Raw genomic sequence first — 17,535 nt, 5'->3', positions numbered from 1 at the left:
GTGGCGACGCGGCCGGCCAGTGCCGGTACTCGCCGCGCCACCAGCGATCGGGCGGGCTCGAGCAGGTCGGGGCGCACCGGACCGGACGCGTCCCGAATGAGTCATTCGCGACACCGGCGACGGCGGATCAAGCGGCGACTTCCGGAGCGTCGTCCTGGGGATGCACGGCGAACGGCGGGGTGGTCGCCGAGGCGGGCGCCGGAGCCGGAGCGGGGGCCCGGCGGAACACCGCGATGTGCCCGCTGACCATCTGGCCGAGCAGGACCGCCAGAACCAGCATCAGCGGGATCCGCCAGCCGCCCGTGCCCGTGTGCAGCCAGCCGCAGAGCAGCACGCCGAACCCGGCGATGACGTACCCCACGCCCTGGACCACGGCGGACAACGCCACCGAGCTGTTCTTGCTGCGCAACGAGATGGTCGTCAGGACGAACGCGAGCGCCCCCATGCCCGTACCGGTGGCCGCGGCCCACACCCACGGTGCGGCCGCGGGGGCGAGGAGCAGGCCGGTCACCCCGATCACGTTGGGCGTGGCCAGGATGACGACGAGCGCGGTCTGGTTGCGCCAGCGGCGCGTCCAGCCCGGCACCAGCCACATCATCGGCAACCCCATGGCCATCGACAACGCAAGGCACGCACCGGCCGTCGTCGAAGGGACGCCGGCGCTGCGCAGGATGCCGGGTAGCCAGCCCATGACCAGGAACGTCACCGTCGAAATGAGTCCGAAGTGGATGGTCAGGGCCGAGGCCCGCACCGTCCCCGGGGCCGTCCGCGGCGACACGAACTCGCCGGGCGTGCGCTGCCACACCTGCTGGGCCAGCAGCGCCGTGGTCGCCCACACGCCGAGGGCGACCCGCCACGACGACGTCATGATCGCCGTCGGCGTGACCAGCGCACCGGCCGTGCTGCCCACCCCGAGCCCGAAGGTGAAGGCGGCGGACCCCTGGGCCAGCAACGGCAGCATGGTCCCGAGCACGGCGATGGACAGGCACGCCAGCGCCGTCCCGACCAGGAGTTCCACCGAGCCCCCGAGGACCCGTCCGGCCAGCGACAGCACCAGCCCGATGAGCGCCACGGTGACGGTCCGGTGGGTCCCCACCCGGCTGCACAGCCACGGCGTCGCCCAGCCGCCGAGGCCGATCGCCCACAGGGGCAGGGCGACGAGCACCGCGGCGACGAGGCCACCGGCGACGGAGATGTCCGGTAGCGCGGCGCCCAGGCTGGTCACGGCCGGCCGCAGGTTCAGTGCGAGAACGAAGATGACCAGAGTGGAGACGGTGGTGGTAGCACGCGACATCGCTCCTCCTCGGCGTCGAGGCCGGAGCGTCATACTCCGTGCAACAATGTTTCGTGGTGGGCGCAATCCAGACATCCGTCACCTGACGGATGAACGAACTTCGTTATCTCTCAACGGATATGTCCGGTCCGATGGGCCTGCGGATGGGCGTGCATCGGCACGGCCGAGCGCCTCGTCTGCCGAAGACGCCCGTCGGTTCGGTCACCTTCCGTGGTGTGCGGAGTCCCGTTGCGGGGCGGGACCCGCTCGGCCGGCGCAGTGGGAGGCCGGGGATGCCCTGTTTCGCTACTGTCGAGAACCACCGCCCGGAGGCCGCGGACCTCGAACGAGGACCGCTTCGGCCTGGCGGCGGCCCGGGTCCTGCTCGGCGACGGACAGGACGTCGTCGTCCACGTATGTGACGCGCCACGCCTCGACGCCGTGCGGGAGCTCCAGGACCGGGGTGTCGAGGCCGTCGTCGCGGATCTGTCCGATGTGGAGCAGACCCGGGACCTCGCCGGCCGGGTGAACCGCCTCGGGCGGAGGGACGCGGCCAAGGTGGTGACGAACAGTGAGCAGCGACGCGGTCGATCCGGGCTGGTACCGACGTAGATGGGCGGCCCCTGCGCGCCCGACGACCTCTGGCTCGCCCCGGCCGGCGAAGGTCCACAGTCGAGCGTCCGGGACGCTGAGGGCCGTCGCGGTCAGCCGGCCAGGCGGGGGAACAGCTCGCGCACGCCGCGCCGCAGCTCGTCGAGGGCCGCTTCCTCGCCCGTGAGGTGCCGCAGCAGCGCCTGCTGGAACAGCCCGTCGAACAACGCGTAGGCGTCTGACGGCGAACAGGTCGGCCGGGTGCCCGCGAGGTCGGCGTAGGCGCTCACGTTGCGCCAGATCATGTCCCGCAGGCTGTCGTCGATCTCGGCGACGTCGTCGCGGAACGCGGTCTCGAACAGGGACTGGGTGCGCAGGTCGTACCACATGCGGTGCATCAGGGGCGCTTCGCCGAGCGCGGTGGCGAGGCCGTCGGCGCACGCGGCCGCCAGTTCCTCCGGGGTGGCCGCTTCGCCGACGCCGCCTTCGTAGCGTTGGACGCACGCCGCCTTGTAGCGGCGTACGCAGTAGGTGATCAGCTCGACCTTGTCGGCGAAGTAGTAGTGCAGCAGCCCGTGGGAGAACTTCGTGTGCTCCGCGATCGTGCGCAGGCTGGTGCGGGCGTAGCCGAGGTCGGCCAGCGCCAGGAGCGCCGCGTCGGCCAGTTCCCGGCGGCGGTCCTCGAACTTGTCGGCTGGGGTCCGGCGCCTCACGGCGGGTGCGCTGGTCACGGACCCGAAGATACCATCCGGCCGTCTTCTGACCAATCGTCCAAGAAAATCTTGACATTCGTCCAAACGGCGGTCATGGTCGTCACCAGCCGCCGGCGAAGTCGGGAGGGACGACGATGTCTCTGTTCTTCTACCTGGAGAAAGGCGCCTCCCTGGACCCCGGGGCGCCCTGCTTGACCCTCGACGGGGTCTCCCGGTCTTACGGGGAGGTCGTCGAGCTCGCCGAGGCCGTCGCCCGCGCGTTGCGGCGCTCGGGCGTCGCGCCGGGGGACAAGGTCGGCATCCTCTCGGCCAACGACCCCACCGCGTTCACCTGCGTCTTCGGCATCGCCCGTGCCGGCGCGGTCTGGTGCCCGGTCAACCCGCGCAACGCGGCCGCGGAAAACGCCGAGCTGCTCGACCTGTTCGACTGCGGCACGCTCATCTTCCAGCCGGCCTTCGACGACCTGGTGGCCCGGATCGCGCCGCGGCTGCCGAAGCTGACCACGCTCGTCCGCCTCGGCGACGGCGACGACCTCGCGCCCGGCTTCGGGGAGTGGCTCGACCGGGCGAAAGACGACCCCGCCGCGGTGGCCGCCCCACCGGACGACGTCGTCGCCCTGGTCGGGACGGGCGGCACGACCGGGCGACCCAAGGGCGTCATGCTCACCGACCGCAACCTCGAGGCGATGTCGGCGATCACGCTGATGAGCTACCCCTTCGAGGGCCGCCCGGTCTACCTGGCCCTGGCGCCGCTGACGCACGCGGCCGGCGTCCTGTGCTTCCCGGTGCTGGCCCGCGGCGGCGAGGTCGTGATCATGGCGAAGCCCGACGTCGGCCGGTTCCTGGAGCTGATCGAGCGCCACCGCGTCACCCACACGTTCCTGCCGCCGACGCTGATCTACCTGGTGCTCGGCCACGAAGCCCTGGACACCACGGACCTTTCGTCGCTGCGGTGCTTCTGGTACGGCGCGGCGCCGATGTCGGCGACCCGGCTGGCCGAAGCCCTCGGCCGCATCGGCCCGATGGCCCAGCTCTTCGGCCAGTCCGAGGCCCCGATGATGATCTCGACGATGTCACCCGCCGAGCACCGGCGTCCCGACGGCGGTGTCCACACCGGACGCCTGACGTCGGCGGGCCGCCCGTCGCCGCTGGTCACGGTGGCGATCCTCGACGGCGACGGAAAGGCCGTCCCGCAGGGCGAACGCGGCGAGATCTGCGTGCGCGGCTCGCTGGTGATGGCCGGCTACTACCGCGATCCGGAAGCCACCGCGGCGGCCTCGGCCCACGGCTGGCACCACACCGGCGACATCGGGTTCCTCGACGGCGAAGGCTTCCTCCACATCGTCGACCGCGCCAAGGACATGGTCATCACCGGCGGCTTCAACGTCTACTCCGCCGAGGTCGAACAGGCGGTGCTGGCCCACGACGCGGTCCGCGACTGCGCCGTGGTCGGCCTGCCCGACGACAAGTGGGGCGAGCGCGTCACCGCCGTCGTCCAGCTCCGGCCCGGGACCCGGCTGGAGCCCGCCGAGCTGATCGCGTTCGTCAAGGAGCGCATCGGCAGCGTGAAAGCCCCGAAACAGATCGAGATCTGGCCGGACCTGCCCCGCTCGACCGTCGGCAAGGTGCTGAAGGCCGAGATCCGCACCACCCTCACCGCCGGTTGAAAGGGAACACCATGAAACTCGCGCTCTACCTGCCGAACTTCCGGGACAAGGTGACCGTGCGGGAGCTCGAAGACCTCACCGCGCTCGCCGAGGACCTCGACTTCGACTCCGTCTGGACGCTCGACCGGATCATCGTCCCGGAGACGTCGGACACCCAGGAGATGCAGTACGCCTTCGGCATGATCGAGGGCTTCCCGAAGGGCCTGCCGGTGAGCTCGCGCGGCGAGTTCCTGCAGGGCATGCCGCTCATCCCGTGGCTCGCGGCGAAGACGTCGAAGGTGCGGATCGGGATGAGCATCATCGACACGCCCTACCGTTCGCCCGGTGTCCTCGCCGCCGAGCTGGCCACCATCGACCACCTTTCCGGCGGCCGGCTCAACGTGGCCGTCGGCTCCGGCTGGATGCCCGAGGAGTTCGCCGCCGCGAGCGCGTCGCACATCTTCCCGAAGCGGCACAAGCACGTCCGGGAAACCCTGGAGATCATGCAGGGCATCTGGACCAACGACCTGTTCGAGTACCACGGCGAGTTCGCCGACTTCCAGCGCAGCGGGTTCGGCGCGAAACCGGTGCAGAAGCCGCACCCGCCGATCTTCTTCAGCGGGCTCAAGGACGCGAAGCGCTCGGCGAGCCGGATCGCGAAGTACGGCCTGTCCGGCTGGATCGGCATCCAGGACTCGCCCGAGGACATCGCGCGGTGGCGCGCCGGGATCCAGCGCGAGCTCGAAGCCCTCGACACCCCGCGGTCGGTCGACGACCTCGAGATCGCCAGCATGATCTGGTTCGTCATCACCGACCAGGACATGGACCAGAGCCCGCTGGGCAAGGGCACCAACCTGCTCGTGGGTTCGCAGGCGCAGATCACCGACCAGCTCAAGCGCTACCGGGAAGCCGGGCTGACGATGCCGTTCCTGTGGCCGCCCTTCCAGGACGTCCCGGTGGCGAAGACGCTCGATGACATGAAGCGGCTCAAGGAAGAGATCCTCCCCAAGATCGACGCGATGTGAAAGGGACCAGCATGTCCGAACTCGAAGGAAAGCGCGTCTTCGTCACCGGCTCCGGGGCCGGCATCGGCAAGGCGACCGCGGCGCTGTGCACCGAACGCGGCGCCCGGGTGGTGATCAGCGACGTGAACGCCGACGCGGCCAAACAGGCGGCCGGGGAGATCGGCGCCGCGGGCGTCGCCAACTGCGACGTCACCGACGAAGCCCAGGTCCAGTCGGCGATCCAGGAGGCGGTGGGCCTCCTCGGCGGCCTCGACGTCCTGGTCAACAACGCGGGCATCGAGGTGTCGTCCCCGCTGCTGCAGCAGCCGACGGAGAGCTTCGACAAGATCTTCGCGGTCAACGTGCGCGGCACGTTCGTGACGATGAAGGCGGCGATCCCGCACCTGGTCGAGTCGAAGGGGAACATCGTCAACATCGCGTCGATCGCGGGCCTCGGCGGCAGCCCCCTCCTCGGATCGTATTGCGCGACGAAGGCCGCGGTCATCCAGCTGACCCGGGTCGCGGCGGTCGAGATGCGGCCGGCGGGGGTGCGGGTCAACGCGGTCTGCCCGGGCTTCGCGGACACGGCCATGGTCGAGCGGCTGGTCCCGGACTTCGAAGCGGCCACGCAGGTCCCGTTCGGTGATCTGGTGGCGGCCAAGCAGGGCCGGCTCGGCACCCCGCGGGACATCGCGGAGGTGACGGCGTTCCTGGCGTCGGACCGGGCGAGCTGGATCACCGGCAGCCACTACGTCCTCGACGGCGGGCTGACCGCGTCCCTGGTGTGAACTCCCGAGGCCCGGCCGGTCCGCGAGGAACCGGCCGGGCCTCGCGTATTTTCCCGATCTTCCGGTCCGGGCCGCCACGAACGAGTCAATGACGCGCGGTCAGCGGCCTGCGGAGGTCACTCGATGGTGTCAGGAGGTGGAAAGCCGGACCGGCCCGGCAGTAATTTCTGCTCCCGCGCGGCGTAGAACGCTGCCCTGGCCACGGGGCACCTCCACGGCGGCACGGGCCAGGGCCCTTGAGCCACCGCGAATCGGCGGTCGCGCGGAAACGGACATGGGAGTCGACAGCAGAGTGACCGTCACCGAAGAGATCACCACGCTTCTGCACCGCAACTTCGGCATCGAGCCGGAGGCCGTGCGGATCGAAGCGTCGTTGCACGACCTGGGGATGGATTCTCTCGCCCTGGAGGAATTGCGCGTCCTGCTCGAGGAACGCCTGGACATCGACCTCGAAGACGTCGAGCTGACCTCCCGGGAGACCGTGGGGCAGCTGGCGACGGTGGTCGACGAGAAGACGGCCCGGTGACGCCGCGTCCGGCTGCGGCGGTCACCGGGCTGGGCCTGGTCACCGCGGCGGGCGTCGGTGCCGGCGCCGCTTGGCAGGGGGTGACCCGGTCCGGCGCCCCCACCGGCGTCCGCCACCGGGCGGAACTGCAGGGCCTGTCCTGCGATTTCCTGTACACCATCGACGATCTCGACACCGAGAACGTGCTGGGCGTGCCGGCCCTGCGGATGATGGACCGGTTTTCCCAGCTCGCCGTGATCGCGGCCCGGGAGGCGGTGGCCGACGCCGGGCTCGACACCTCGGTGTGGGAAACGGACCGGGTCGCGGTCGTCATCGGCTCCGCCCACGGCGGCCTGCCGTTCTACGACCGGCAAAGCGCCGTCCTCGCGGAGAAGGGCGCCCGGCGGGTCTCGCCGAAACTCGCGCCGATGACCACGGTGAACAGCGCCGCCAGCAGCGTGTGCATGGACCTCGGCGCCCGGGGACCGAGCCTGAGCGTCTCCACCGCGTGTTCGTCGGGCACGGTCGCGATCGGGACCGCGCTGCAGCTGCTGCGCGGCGGCGCGTGCGACATCGTCATCGCCGGCGGCGCCGAATCCGTGTGCTCCCGGTTGCTGATCGCCAGTGCCTGCCAGATGCGGGCGGTGTCCACCCGCCGGGACGATCCGGCGACGGCGTGCCGCCCGTTCGACGCCGACCGCGACGGGTTCGTGGTGGGGGAGGGCGCCGGTCTCGTCGTGCTGGAGCGGCCCGAGCACGCCGCGGCGCGCGGCGCGCGGATCCGGGCGGGCATCGCGGGTTACGGCGCGTCCAGCGACGCGTACGCCGCCGTGGCGCCGGATCCCGAAGGCGCGGGGATCGAGCGGGCGCTGCGGACCGCACTGGCCGACGCGGGCGTGGCGGCGGCCGACGTGGGCCACGTCAACGCCCACGGCACGTCCACCGTGATGAACGACCTGATCGAGGCCACCGTGCTGCACCGGGTGCTCGGCGACCGGCCGCTGGTGACCTCGACCAAGGCGATGACCGGGCACGCGCTCGGCGCGGCCGGCGGCATCGAAACCGCGCTCACCGTGCTGGCCCTCGAGCGGCAGCTGGTGCCGCCCACGGGCAACTTCCGGACGCGGGACATCCGGATCCCGGTCGACGTCGTCGCGAAGGAAGCCCGGCCCGCCGCGTTCGAGTGCGCGGTCAAGACGTCGATGGGCTTCGGTGGTCACAACGCCGCCCTCGTCCTCACGAAGAGCTGCTGAGCCCGGTCGCGGAGCAGAAGGAGATCATGCGCGAGGAAGTGGTCCGCCCGCTGACGCTCGGCGGAACCCGGTTCAGCTACCGGCTCCTCCGGCATTCCGGCCCCCGGACGGAACCGGTGATCGTGCTCGGGGGCGGGTTCCAGGGCAGCCGGGGCTGGCCGCACGTGGAGGACCGGATCGCCCCGGTGGCGGATTTCGTGACGGCGGACCTGCCCGGTGTGGGTGAGTCCGATTCCCTGCCGCCCGGGGCCGGGACGGAGTTCGCGGGCGCCGCGGTCGACCGGATCCTCGACGACCTCGGCGCGCCGAAGGTCAACCTGTTCGGCTACTCCTACGGCGCGGAACTGGCCTTCGGCTGCGCCCAGCGCAACCCAGGCCGCATCGCACGGCTGATGCTCGGCGGCGTGGTTTCGCACACCAGCGACGCCCAGCGGGAGTCGTTGCGGCTGGCGGCCGGTCACCTGGAGCGGGGCGACACCGAGAACTTCGCCGCGGTGGCCGCGGGGATGCAGCTGTGCCTCGACGAGGATCGCCACATCCCCCGCCGGTCCCTGGTGTACCGCTACGTCAAGCGCTCGATGCAGCACGTCGCCGTCCAGGTGCCCGACGTGCTGGCGTACCTGCAGCGGTCACTGATCAGCAGCCCATCCTTCGATGGCGGCCTGTCCGGGGTGCCGGCCCTGGTGTTCACCGGGGAGCACGACTCCATCACCGTCCCGGACCGGCAACGCGATTTCGCGGCCACCATCCGGGGCAGCCGCTTCGCCGCCATCAAGGACTCCGACCACTGGGTCGTCCTGGAACGCGCGGCCGACGTCGCCGACCTGACCCTCCGCTTCTTCACCGACCAGTCTTGGGACGCTGCCCCGTACGTGGTGCCTCCGCCTGCGTGAGCGCGTCCGCGGTGAGGGTGAGGTGCCGGGTCAGCTCCTCGGCCGCGGCGTCCGCGTCGCGGGCCAGCGCCGCCTCCTCGAGCCGGCGGTGCTCGGCGAGGTGCTCCCGGCCGGGGCCGTGGTGCGCCGACCAGCGGCGCGCCAGTTCGCTCGCGGCCCACAGCCGGTCGAACGTCTCCAGCAGGACCGGGTTTCCGCAGCCCGCCAGCAGCGTGCGGTGGAAGACGCGGTGGGCTTCCGACCACGCCTCGCTGTAGTACTCGCCCTCCTCGGGGACGAACGCCGGGGTGCGGGCCAGCCGGTGGTGGGCGGCCCGCACGTCGGCCTCCCAGCCGACGTCGCCGCGTTCGACGGACAGGCGCAGCACCATCGGTTCGATGGTCCGGCGGGCTTCGGCGATCTCCTGCCCGCGGCGGTGGGAGAGGGCCGGGACGGCGAAGCCACGGTTGGGCAGCCGGTCGGCGAGCCCGTCGCCGACCACGCGCACGAGCGCCTCCCGCACCACCGCCAGGCTGACGCCCTGCTCCTGGGCGAGGTCCTGGGGTTTGAGCGGCGCACCGGGGGCGTGGTCGCCGCGCATGATCGCGGCCCGGATGTGGGCGTAGACGCGTTCGGAGAGCATCCGCGGCGACGCCGGGTCGGCTGGGGGAGTGGTCCGAGTCACCGCTTTAGCATAGACGATCGTGGCAATAATCGATTATTATCGCTATCGTCGATCTGGCGGCGGCCCTCCGCCCCGCGGCACGATCCGAGAGGAACGCTTTGAGCGTCAACGATCCCTTCGCCCGCCTGCCCGAGGCGGCGTCCTTCACCGTCACCAGCACCACCATCACCGACGGCGATGTCCTGCCGCCCGGGCAGCTGTCCGGGCAGGACACGTCCCCGCAGCTGTCGTGGAGCGGCGCCCCGCTCGGCACCAAGAGCTTCGCCGTCACCGTCTACGACCCCGACGCTCCCACCGGGTCCGGGTTCTGGCACTGGGCGGTCGCCGACATCCCCGCCACCGTCACCGAACTTCCCGAGGGCGCCGGCGACGACACCGGATCCGGCCTGCCGCCGGGGGCGTTCCAGCTGCCCAACGACGCCCGCACGGCCCGGTTCCTCGGCGCCGCGCCGCCGGCCGGCCACGGCCCGCACCGCTACTTCGTCGTGGTGCACGCCCTCGACGTCGAGACCATCGGCGTCCCCGCCGACGCCACTCCGGCCTACCTCGGCTTCACCATGGCGTCGCACACGCTCGGCCGCGCGGTCCTCGTCGCGACGGCGGAAACGCCGGCGGCCGAACGCCTCGAGGCTTCCCGGCTGATTCCCGCCCCGGCCGGCGCCGTTTTCGCGGTGCTGACCGATCCGAAGGGGCACGTCGACATCGACGCGTCGGGAATGCTCATGGACGCCGAAGGAGACCGCGTGGCGCGGTCCGGTGACCGGTTCCGGGTGCACATGGACCGCGAAGCCCTGGGAGACTTCCCCCTGGGCAAATACCAGGTCGAGGTGGTCATCACCACGCTCGTCCCGGACGAGGAAATCGCGTGGACCGTGGAAGCCGGGCGCGGGCCCCACGTCCGGCACATCTACGGCTACCGCCTCGAACCGGCCGAGGGCGGCACCCTGGTCACGTCCTACTACGACTGGTCACAGATCGACGAAGGGTGGAAGCGGCGCAACGTCTTCCCGATCGTGCCCGAGTCCGCCCTCAAGGCCACGCTGGGAATCCTCGAACGCACCGTCCGCCGTCGAGGCCGTTAAACGTCACTTTCGGCTGATTCTCCGCCGGATTTCGAATTGCTGGCCGTCGCGATCTTGCCGAAACTGAGGGAATGGAGAAGACGGTTTCCGAACCCGAGACGCTGCCCGAGTCCGACGTCCGCTTCCCGATCGTCCTGCGCGGCTACGACCGCCGGCAGGTGGACGAGTACGTGCGGGTCGCGGAGAAGCGCGTGGACCGCCACGAGAAAGCGCGGCGGCTCGCGGAGCGCCGGCTGGCCAAGGCTCAGGTGCCCGCGCCCCGCGCCCCGGAACCGGACGACCCGGCCGGCCTGGGCCGGCGGATCGAGAAGATCCTCCAGGTCGCGAAGGCCGAGGCCGCGGAGATCAAGGAACAGGCCCGCAAGGAGGGCGACGAACTGCGGGCGGCCGCGGAGAAGGCGGTCGCCGAGGCGGAGGCCGCCAGTGTGGAGACCGAGCGCGCCGCCCAGCGGGAAGCGCAACTGATCCTCTCCCGCGCGGAAGAGGAAGCCGCGGCCATCCGGGCGACCTACCGGGCGGTGCTGGCCCAGCTGGGCCAGATCGCCGTCGTGGTCGACGAGGTGCGCGACCGGTTCGGCACCGAGGCGGAAGAGGAGAGCCCGGCCCCGGTGCCGGAAGACTCGGAGGCGGTGTCGTCACCCGCGTGACCGGCGGCCGTCGAAGCGGGTGATGCTCGCCGAAGTGGGCAGGCCTACGCGGCGGCACTCCAGCGGCGGATCGCGAACCGGCTGCCGTCGCGGCGGACTTCGGCTGCGCCCGGGCCGCCGAAGTGGGCCGGGACGACAAGTTCGCCGGAGTCTGCGGCGCGTTCGAGGATTGCGTGCCGGGTGGTGGCGGCCTGGTGCGGGTCTTCGCAGAAGCAGCTGCTGTGTTCCGGCGCCAGGATCTGGACCGGGCTGTGCAGCAGGTCCCCGACGAACACCGCCCGATCGCCGCCCGACGACACGCGCAGGACCGATGAGCCCGGGGTGTGGCCGGGTGCGGCTTCCAGGGTCAGGTTCCGGTCGATGCGGTGGCTGCCTTCCCACAGCACGGCCCGGCCCAGCACGGGAGCGACGCTGTCGGCGTAGACCAGCAGGCTGCCTTCGCGGCGCAGCTGCTCGTGGCCGGTGCGGGGAGCGGGGCGGCGATGGGCGTTGTCCGGGTCGAAGTACACCTGGTCGGCGCGGGGGATCAGGTAGGTGGCGCGGGGGAACGCCGGCACCCATTCGCCGTTGCGGAGTTCGGTGTTCCAGCCGACGTGGTCGTAGTGGATGTGCGTGTTGACGACGATGTCGACGTCCTCCGGCCGGACGCCGGCCGCCGCCAGCCGGTCGAGGAAGGGCGTCGCCAGGTGGTCGAAGAGCGGGATCTGCGGCCGGTGCCGGTCGTTGCCGACGCCGGTGTCGACCAGGATCACCCGGCCTTCGCTGCGGAGCACCCAGGTCTGCACGGCGCCGCGGTAGCCGCCGGTCTCCGGGTTCCAGTGGTCGGGCGCGAGCCAGGCGGCGTTGTCCGTCCACAGCCGGGGCGGGCTGCCGGGGATGACGGACCGCACCGGGGCGATCTCGCCTTGCCATTCGATGACGCGCAGGACTTCGACTTCGCCGATGTGCATGATTCCACGCTAGGACACGCGGGTGAGCGTTTCGATGCTTCAATCGCTCATCATGATGCTTGACCGTCTCAGAGCTACGATGACCGGGTGGACGTGCTGAGTGCCGCGATCGCCGCGGTGCGGGTCGGGCAGCCCGTGTCGAACCGCCTCCGGGCCGGTTCGGAGTGGTGCTACCGCTTCGCGCCGTACGAGGGCGCGGGCTTCCACGTGCTGCTGCGCGGCAGCGGCTGGCTGCTCCCGGACGGCGGGAAGCCGGTGGCGCTCGGCCCCGGCGACGTCGTCCTGGTCCCGCACGGCGGTGCGCACACCCTGTCCTCGACGCCGGACGCGACCGGCGCGGTGCCGTTCGAAGCGGCCGTGGCCGAGCCGGCGGGCCGCACCGAGTTCCTGTGCGGCAAGTACCGGCTGTCCCACGCGCGGCGCCACCCCTTGCTCGCGAGCCTGCCGGAGGTCGTGCACCTGCCCGCCGAAGTCGGGCGGCACCTCGACCTGCGCGCGGCCATCGACCTGCTCGGCGGCGAGGTGAGCGACCGGCGGCCGGGCTCGGCCACCGTCCTCACCGGCCTGCTCGACCTGCTGCTGGTCTACCTGATCCGCGCTTGGCTGGACGACCACCCGGGCACGGGGTGGCCGCAGGCGCTGCGGGACCCCGAAATCGGCGCCGCGCTGGAAGCGCTGCACGAGCACCCCGAAGCGCCGTGGCGGATCGAGGACCTGGCCGCCCGGGTCGGCCTTTCCCGGGCGACCCTGGCCCGCCGGTTCACGGCGCTGACGGGACAGCCGCCCATGGCGTACCTGACGTGGTGGCGGCTCACGACGGCGGCGCGCCTGCTCCAGGACACGGATCTGCCGTTGCCGTCGATCGCCGCCAAGGTCGGTTACGCCTCACCGTTCGCGTTCTCGCACGCGTTCAAGCGCCGGTTCGGGGTGGCACCGGGCGGGTTCAGGACCGGTCGATGACGGCACCGGCCGCCCGTTTCCCGATCGAGCGCAGGACGCCGATCGGGTCTTCGCCCGCCGCGTGCAGGCCGACGTGGTCCGCTCCCGCCGCCAGCTCCGCGCGGATGCCGGCCACGATGGCCTCCTCGTCGCCGTGCAGGACGAGCGCGTCGATCAACCGGTCACTGAAGGGCTCGGTGAGGTCCTCGCCGGTGTAGCCGATCCGCCGGAGGTTGCCGGCGTAGTTGGCGATCCCCAGCATGGGGCGCACGGCGGCCCGGCCGGTCTCGCGAGCCCGTTCGACGTCGTTGTCCAGCAGCACGCCGTGGCCGGGGATCACCAGCCTGTCCGGGCCGAGGACCTCCCGCGCCCGCCGGGTGTGCTCGGGCGTCACCTGGAGCGTGAGCGTGCCCGCGGCGCGGTCGGCCGCCAGCCGGAGCATCCGGGGCCCGAGCGCGGCCAGCAGCACGCGGCCGGCGGGGACACCGGCCGCGTGCAGGGTGTCCAGGTAGCTCGCGACCTTCGCCACCGGCGAGGCGTACCCGGCGTTGATCTCCCGGTGGCCGGCGCCGATGCCGAGGAGGAGCCGATCGGCGTGTTTCCGCGCGATCCGGTGGTAGGAGGTCGCGACCTCGTCCGCGTCGGCCTGCCACACGTTCAGCACGCTGGTGCCCACCACGATCCGGCTGGTGGCGTCGAGCAGCCGCTCCGCCGCGAGGAGATCGGCGGCCGGCGACGCGGCCAGCCAGACCGCGCCGTAGCCGGCTTCTTCCAGCGCGACGGCCTGCGCCGCGGTCGCCTCGGCCGCGGTCAGGTAAGCGCCGAGCCGGCCCAGTTCGATTGTCATGAGCACGACTTCAGCACCGGCCGGCGACGCGAACCAGGGGCAACCCGCACGGGCTGCGATAAGCTCGCCTTATCGTCGGAGGTGGGCATCATGGAGTTGCGGGCGCTGCGGTACTTCGTCACCGTCGCCGACGAACTGCACTTCGGCCGGGCCGCCGAGCGGCTGCACATCGCCCAGCCCGCCGTCAGCCAGCAGATCGCCCGGCTGGAGCGGGAACTCGGCGTCCGGCTGCTCGACCGGTCACCCCGGCGGGTCCGGCTCACCGCGGCCGGGAGGCGGGTGCTCGACGCGGCGCGCAGCACGCTCGCCGCGGCCGGTCAGGTGCAGATCGCGGCGCAGCAGGTCATGACGACGGTGCGCATCGGCACCGCCGCGGGCATGACCGCCCGCCTCGAACGCGGTATCGACGCACTCCGCGCGCGGGCGCCGGAGTTCGACGTGGTGCTGGTCGACCTGCCGGTCGAAGCCCGGCTCAACGCGCTCCGGCAGGGTGAACTCGACCTGGCGCTGACTCGCGGCGTCCGAGCCGTGCCCGGCCTCACGGTGCTGCCGGCCTGGAACGAACGCTTGTACGCGGTGGTGTCCCGGCACCACCCGGCCGCCGACCGCGCGGACGTCGGCCTCGCCGACTTGGCCGGCGACACATTGCGCGTCCCCGCCCGCAAGCACGACCCGCCGCTGCACGACGCCGTCGTCTCGGCACTGAGCGACGCGGGTCTGTCCCCGAGAGCGGGCCGCCCGACGGGCACGCTCCAGGACACGATCGTCGAAGTCGGCTCGGAGCCGCGGAGCTGGACGGTGCTGCCCGCCGACCAGGTCGCCGAAATCCGCTCGACGCGGGTCCGGTCGATCCCGCTCGAGCCGGCGCTCACGATCGCCGGCAGCGTCGTCGTGGCTCCGGGGAACGCGGGCAGTGCGGCCGAGTGCGCGGTAGGGGCCTTCCGCGACGAGGTGGTCCAACACCGTCCATAACGGACAGTCGACGAGACGTTCAGCCCCCGGATGCCCCGATCGCGTTCCCGGCCGTGGTCAGAGGGCCGGCTTGCCCGGCTGGTAGAGCCAGGTCCGGAAGAACGACCCGAGGTCGCGGTGGGTCAGGCGCTCGACGAACTGGATGAACTGCCGCGTCGAGACGTTTTCGTACCGGTGCGCCGTCGGCCACTGGGTGAGCACGTCGAAGAACGCGCGGTCGCCGATCTTCGTGCGCAAGGCCTGCAGGGTCATCGCGCCGCGGTTGTAGACCAGGTCGTTGAAGATGTTGTCCCGTCCGGGGTCGGCGACTTCGCCGGTCCAGTCCTTCTCGTCGGCGTAGGCCTTCGCGAAGGTCTGCTGCACCGGGACGCCGTTGAACTTCTCCTGGTAGAGCCATTCCGAGTAGGTCGCGAAGCCTTCGTTGAGCCAGATGTCGGACCAGTGCACCGGAGTGAGGCTGTCGCCGAACCACTGGTGGCCGAGTTCGTGGGCGAGCAGGTCGCCGTCGACGTCGCTGGTGCTCTGGTCGTAGACCGGGCGGCTCTGGGTTTCGAGGGCGTAGTCGACGCCGACGTCGGCGATGATGCCGCCGGTCGAGTCGAACGGGTACGGCCCGTACACCGAGGATTCCCACTGGATGATCTGCGCCGTGGTCTGGTTGAACACCTTGCCCTGCCCGGGTTTGGTGTCGATCGACTTGCCGATCGCGGTGATGTCCGGCAGGCCGCCGGCCGCCACGCCGCGGGTGACGTCGTAGTCGCCGATCGCGAGCATGCTCAGCTCGCTGGCCATCGGCCGGTTCATGGACCAGCGGAAGGTGGTCCGGTGATCGCGGGTGGTGGTGGGCCCGGGTTCGCCGTTGGCCAGCACGGTGAGCCCGGTCGGCACGGTGATGGTCTGGGTGTAGGTCGCCTTGTCGTTCGTGGTGTCGTTCACCGGGTAGTAGGTCGCCGCGCCGATCGGCTGGTTGAGCGCGACCGCGCCGTCCTTGGTGGCGACCCAGCCGGAGAGGCCCAGCGCGGGGTCGTCGATCTTCTGCGGGACGCCGGCGTAGGTCACCGACACGACGAACGGGCTGCCCTTCCGCAGCCCGGACGGCGGGGTGATCACCAGTTCCTGGGCGCCGCTGCGGGTGAAGGCGGCGTTCCGGCCGTTCACCGAGAGCCTGCTGATCGTCAGCGGTCCCTGGAAGTCCAGGTCGAAGCGGGAGAGGTCCTGGGTGGCCGTGGCGAGGATCGTCGTGGTCGCGTCGATCGCTCCGGTGCCGGGGTCGAACGCCAGCCGGATGTCGTAGTGGCCGACGTCGTAGCCGCCGTTGCCCATGTCCGGGAAGTACGGATCGCCGGCGCCGGGCGCACCGGGGGAGTACCGCGGCGCCGGAGCCGGTGCCGCGGCGGCCGCGGGGCTCGTCGCGGCCAGCAGACCGGCGGACAGGGCGCAGGAGACGACCAGCAAGTGGCCACGGCTTCGGTTGGCGCCTCGCATGGGTCCTCCTCGGCAGGCATCGACGCTGAAGACTAGGTCCGGTCCGCCACGCGCATCAAGCCTGGTGCGGCGTCTCGCCCGAAACAGCCACGGTCGTCCGGATCTCCGGTGCGGCCGAGGACCGCCGGGCGGCTGCCGCCGCGGCCCGGCGGACCCTTGACGGCTGAACGGCGGGGTTGCATACTCCCGTAACCTCCCGTTAATCGATTAACGGTGTGGAGCCGCGAAGGAGGGTGCCGCGATGGCCCGGGTCCGGATGTCCGACGTGGCCGCCCGTGCGGGGGTGTCCACGGCGACCGTGTCGATGGTGCTCAGCGGGCGGGACGCGGCACGCGTGTCGCCGCAGACCCAGCGGCGGGTGCGCGAAGCGGCCGAGGAGGTCGGCTACGAGCTGAACTCGGTGGCGCGGAGCCTGCGGACGCAGCGGACCCGCATGGTCGGCCTGATCTCGGACACGATCGCCAGCACGCCGTTCGCCGGGCGGATGCTGGCCGGGGCCAACGACGTGGCCCGTGCGCAAGGGAACCTCGTCGTCCTGGTCGACACCGAGGGGGACGCCGACGCCGAGCGGCAGGCGTTCAACGCGCTGAGCGGCCAGCAGGTCGACGCCATGATCTACGCGAGCATGTGGCACCGCGTGGTCGAGGTGCCGGACGGCCTGCCCGGGGACGCCGTCCTGCTCGACTGTGCCCCGGCCGCGGGCGGCCGGGCCGCGGTCGTCCCGGACGAACGGGCGGGCGGGATGGCCGCGGTGCGGGAGCTGGTGGCCGCCGGGCACCGCCGGATCGCCTTCCTGGACGCGGAGGAGCGGTTCGAGCTCGTCGCGTCGCCGCTGCGGTACGAGGGGTATCGGCAGGTGCTGGCGGAGGCGGGGATCGAGCGGGACCCCGTGCTGCACGCCCGCGCCGAACCGGTGGCCGGTGGTGGCCGGAAAGCCGCCGGGCGGTTGCTGGATCTGCCGACGGAAAACCGCCCCACCGCGATGTTCTGCTTCAACGACCGCATGGCGATGGGCGCCTATGCGGCCGCGCACCACCGGGGTCTTTCGGTGCCCGGCGATCTGTCGATCGTCGGCTACGACGATCAGCAGCTGGTCGCCGCCGAGCTCGATCCGCCGCTGACGACGATCGCGCTGCCGCACTACGAAATGGGCCGGTGGGCGATGGAGGTGGCGCTCGGGCTGCGGCAGGCGGATCCGGCGCAACCGCACCTGATGCCGTGCCCGGTCATCCGCCGGGCTTCGGTGGGCCCGCCGCCGGCCGCGTTCGGCGGCTGACGGCGGA

The 17,535-nt window shown here is 71.8% G+C and carries 18 protein-coding genes; 12 read left to right on the top strand and 6 right to left on the bottom strand.

Going from position 1 to position 17,535, the window contains the following annotated elements; all coding sequences use genetic code 11:
• Nucleotides 1–127: 127 nt before the first annotated feature.
• Nucleotides 128–1,294, bottom strand: a complete 1,167-nt coding sequence (locus AB0M30_RS43940) for an MFS transporter (protein WP_364597521.1) — start codon at nucleotides 1,292–1,294, stop codon at nucleotides 128–130.
• 420 nt (nucleotides 1,295–1,714) lie between these two features.
• On the opposite strand from AB0M30_RS43940, the gene AB0M30_RS43935 reads away from it, so the two are divergent.
• Entirely contained in the window at nucleotides 1,715–1,885 is a 171-nt protein-coding gene (locus AB0M30_RS43935) for a hypothetical protein (protein ID WP_364597518.1), read from the top strand.
• Between the two features lie 92 nt (nucleotides 1,886–1,977).
• On the opposite strand, the gene AB0M30_RS43930 is transcribed toward AB0M30_RS43935, so the two are convergent.
• Nucleotides 1,978–2,595, bottom strand: coding sequence for a TetR/AcrR family transcriptional regulator (locus AB0M30_RS43930; protein WP_364597515.1), 618 nt, complete (start codon nucleotides 2,593–2,595; stop codon nucleotides 1,978–1,980).
• A gap of 116 nt (nucleotides 2,596–2,711) precedes the next feature.
• Between AB0M30_RS43930 and AB0M30_RS43925 the strand changes: the two genes are divergently transcribed.
• The 6 genes from AB0M30_RS43925 to AB0M30_RS43900 all read left to right on the top strand — a co-directional run bounded on the left by AB0M30_RS43925 (nucleotide 2,712) and on the right by AB0M30_RS43900 (nucleotide 8,666).
• On the top strand, nucleotides 2,712–4,244 hold the full coding sequence (locus AB0M30_RS43925; RefSeq protein ID WP_364597512.1) for a long-chain fatty acid--CoA ligase: 1,533 nt from the start codon (nucleotides 2,712–2,714) through the stop codon (nucleotides 4,242–4,244).
• 11 nt (nucleotides 4,245–4,255) lie between these two features.
• Complete coding sequence (locus AB0M30_RS43920; RefSeq protein WP_103343137.1) at nucleotides 4,256–5,248, top strand: LLM class flavin-dependent oxidoreductase; 993 nt, start codon at nucleotides 4,256–4,258, stop codon at nucleotides 5,246–5,248.
• An 11-nt stretch (nucleotides 5,249–5,259) separates the two neighbouring features.
• Nucleotides 5,260–6,015: an SDR family oxidoreductase gene (locus tag AB0M30_RS43915; protein ID WP_364597509.1), complete on the top strand. Its 756-nt coding sequence runs from the start codon at nucleotides 5,260–5,262 to the stop codon at nucleotides 6,013–6,015.
• Between the two features lie 274 nt (nucleotides 6,016–6,289).
• On the top strand, nucleotides 6,290–6,541 hold the full coding sequence (locus AB0M30_RS43910; protein ID WP_103343138.1) for a phosphopantetheine-binding protein: 252 nt from the start codon (nucleotides 6,290–6,292) through the stop codon (nucleotides 6,539–6,541).
• Nucleotides 6,538–7,773 (top strand): beta-ketoacyl-[acyl-carrier-protein] synthase family protein, encoded by a 1,236-nt coding sequence (locus AB0M30_RS43905; RefSeq protein WP_364597506.1) that lies wholly within the window; start codon nucleotides 6,538–6,540, stop codon nucleotides 7,771–7,773. Before AB0M30_RS43910 ends, AB0M30_RS43905 begins: the two co-directional genes overlap by 4 nt.
• Nucleotides 7,774–7,799: 26 nt before the next feature.
• Nucleotides 7,800–8,666, top strand: coding sequence for an alpha/beta hydrolase (locus tag AB0M30_RS43900; protein WP_364597503.1), 867 nt, complete (start codon nucleotides 7,800–7,802; stop codon nucleotides 8,664–8,666).
• Here AB0M30_RS43900 and AB0M30_RS43895 read toward each other — a convergent pair.
• Entirely contained in the window at nucleotides 8,614–9,288 is a 675-nt protein-coding gene (locus AB0M30_RS43895; RefSeq protein ID WP_364597524.1) for a GntR family transcriptional regulator, read from the bottom strand. The two genes, AB0M30_RS43900 and AB0M30_RS43895, sit on opposite strands and share 53 nt — an antisense overlap.
• 140 nt (nucleotides 9,289–9,428) lie before the next feature.
• Between AB0M30_RS43895 and AB0M30_RS43890 the strand changes: the two genes are divergently transcribed.
• Both AB0M30_RS43890 and AB0M30_RS43885 read left to right on the top strand, forming a co-directional pair.
• Nucleotides 9,429–10,412, top strand: coding sequence for a YbhB/YbcL family Raf kinase inhibitor-like protein (locus tag AB0M30_RS43890; RefSeq protein ID WP_364597500.1), 984 nt, complete (start codon nucleotides 9,429–9,431; stop codon nucleotides 10,410–10,412).
• Nucleotides 10,413–10,483: 71 nt separating this feature from the next.
• A complete protein-coding gene (locus tag AB0M30_RS43885) occupies nucleotides 10,484–11,059 on the top strand; it encodes a hypothetical protein (protein ID WP_364597498.1) in 576 nt (191 codons plus the stop codon).
• Between the two features lie 44 nt (nucleotides 11,060–11,103).
• On the opposite strand, the gene AB0M30_RS43880 is transcribed toward AB0M30_RS43885, so the two are convergent.
• A complete protein-coding gene (locus AB0M30_RS43880; RefSeq protein ID WP_364597496.1) occupies nucleotides 11,104–12,009 on the bottom strand; it encodes an MBL fold metallo-hydrolase in 906 nt (301 codons plus the stop codon).
• 87 nt (nucleotides 12,010–12,096) lie between these two features.
• On the opposite strand from AB0M30_RS43880, the gene AB0M30_RS43875 reads away from it, so the two are divergent.
• A complete protein-coding gene (locus AB0M30_RS43875; RefSeq protein ID WP_364597494.1) occupies nucleotides 12,097–12,969 on the top strand; it encodes an AraC family transcriptional regulator in 873 nt (290 codons plus the stop codon).
• On the opposite strand, the gene AB0M30_RS43870 is transcribed toward AB0M30_RS43875, so the two are convergent.
• Entirely contained in the window at nucleotides 12,953–13,795 is an 843-nt protein-coding gene (locus AB0M30_RS43870) for a TIGR03620 family F420-dependent LLM class oxidoreductase (protein WP_364597491.1), read from the bottom strand. The two genes, AB0M30_RS43875 and AB0M30_RS43870, sit on opposite strands and share 17 nt — an antisense overlap.
• A gap of 90 nt (nucleotides 13,796–13,885) precedes the next feature.
• Here AB0M30_RS43870 and AB0M30_RS43865 point away from each other — a divergent pair, with 90 nt between their 5' ends.
• Nucleotides 13,886–14,767 (top strand): LysR family transcriptional regulator, encoded by an 882-nt coding sequence (locus AB0M30_RS43865; protein ID WP_364597488.1) that lies wholly within the window; start codon nucleotides 13,886–13,888, stop codon nucleotides 14,765–14,767.
• Nucleotides 14,768–14,824: 57 nt separating this feature from the next.
• Here AB0M30_RS43865 and AB0M30_RS43860 read toward each other — a convergent pair whose 3' ends face one another.
• Nucleotides 14,825–16,252: a M1 family metallopeptidase gene (locus AB0M30_RS43860; RefSeq protein WP_364597485.1), complete on the bottom strand. Its 1,428-nt coding sequence runs from the start codon at nucleotides 16,250–16,252 to the stop codon at nucleotides 14,825–14,827.
• 241 nt (nucleotides 16,253–16,493) lie between these two features.
• On the opposite strand from AB0M30_RS43860, the gene AB0M30_RS43855 reads away from it, so the two are divergent.
• Nucleotides 16,494–17,528: a LacI family DNA-binding transcriptional regulator gene (locus AB0M30_RS43855; protein ID WP_364597482.1), complete on the top strand. Its 1,035-nt coding sequence runs from the start codon at nucleotides 16,494–16,496 to the stop codon at nucleotides 17,526–17,528.
• The last annotated feature ends 7 nt before the right edge of the window (nucleotides 17,529–17,535 follow it).

It is taken from the genome of Amycolatopsis sp. NPDC051716 (assembly GCF_040681595.1).
Lineage (GTDB): Bacteria > Actinomycetota > Actinomycetes > Mycobacteriales > Pseudonocardiaceae > Amycolatopsis.
The sequence above is the reverse complement of the archived record's forward strand: the minus strand, read 5'-3'. Positions and strand labels throughout refer to the sequence as shown.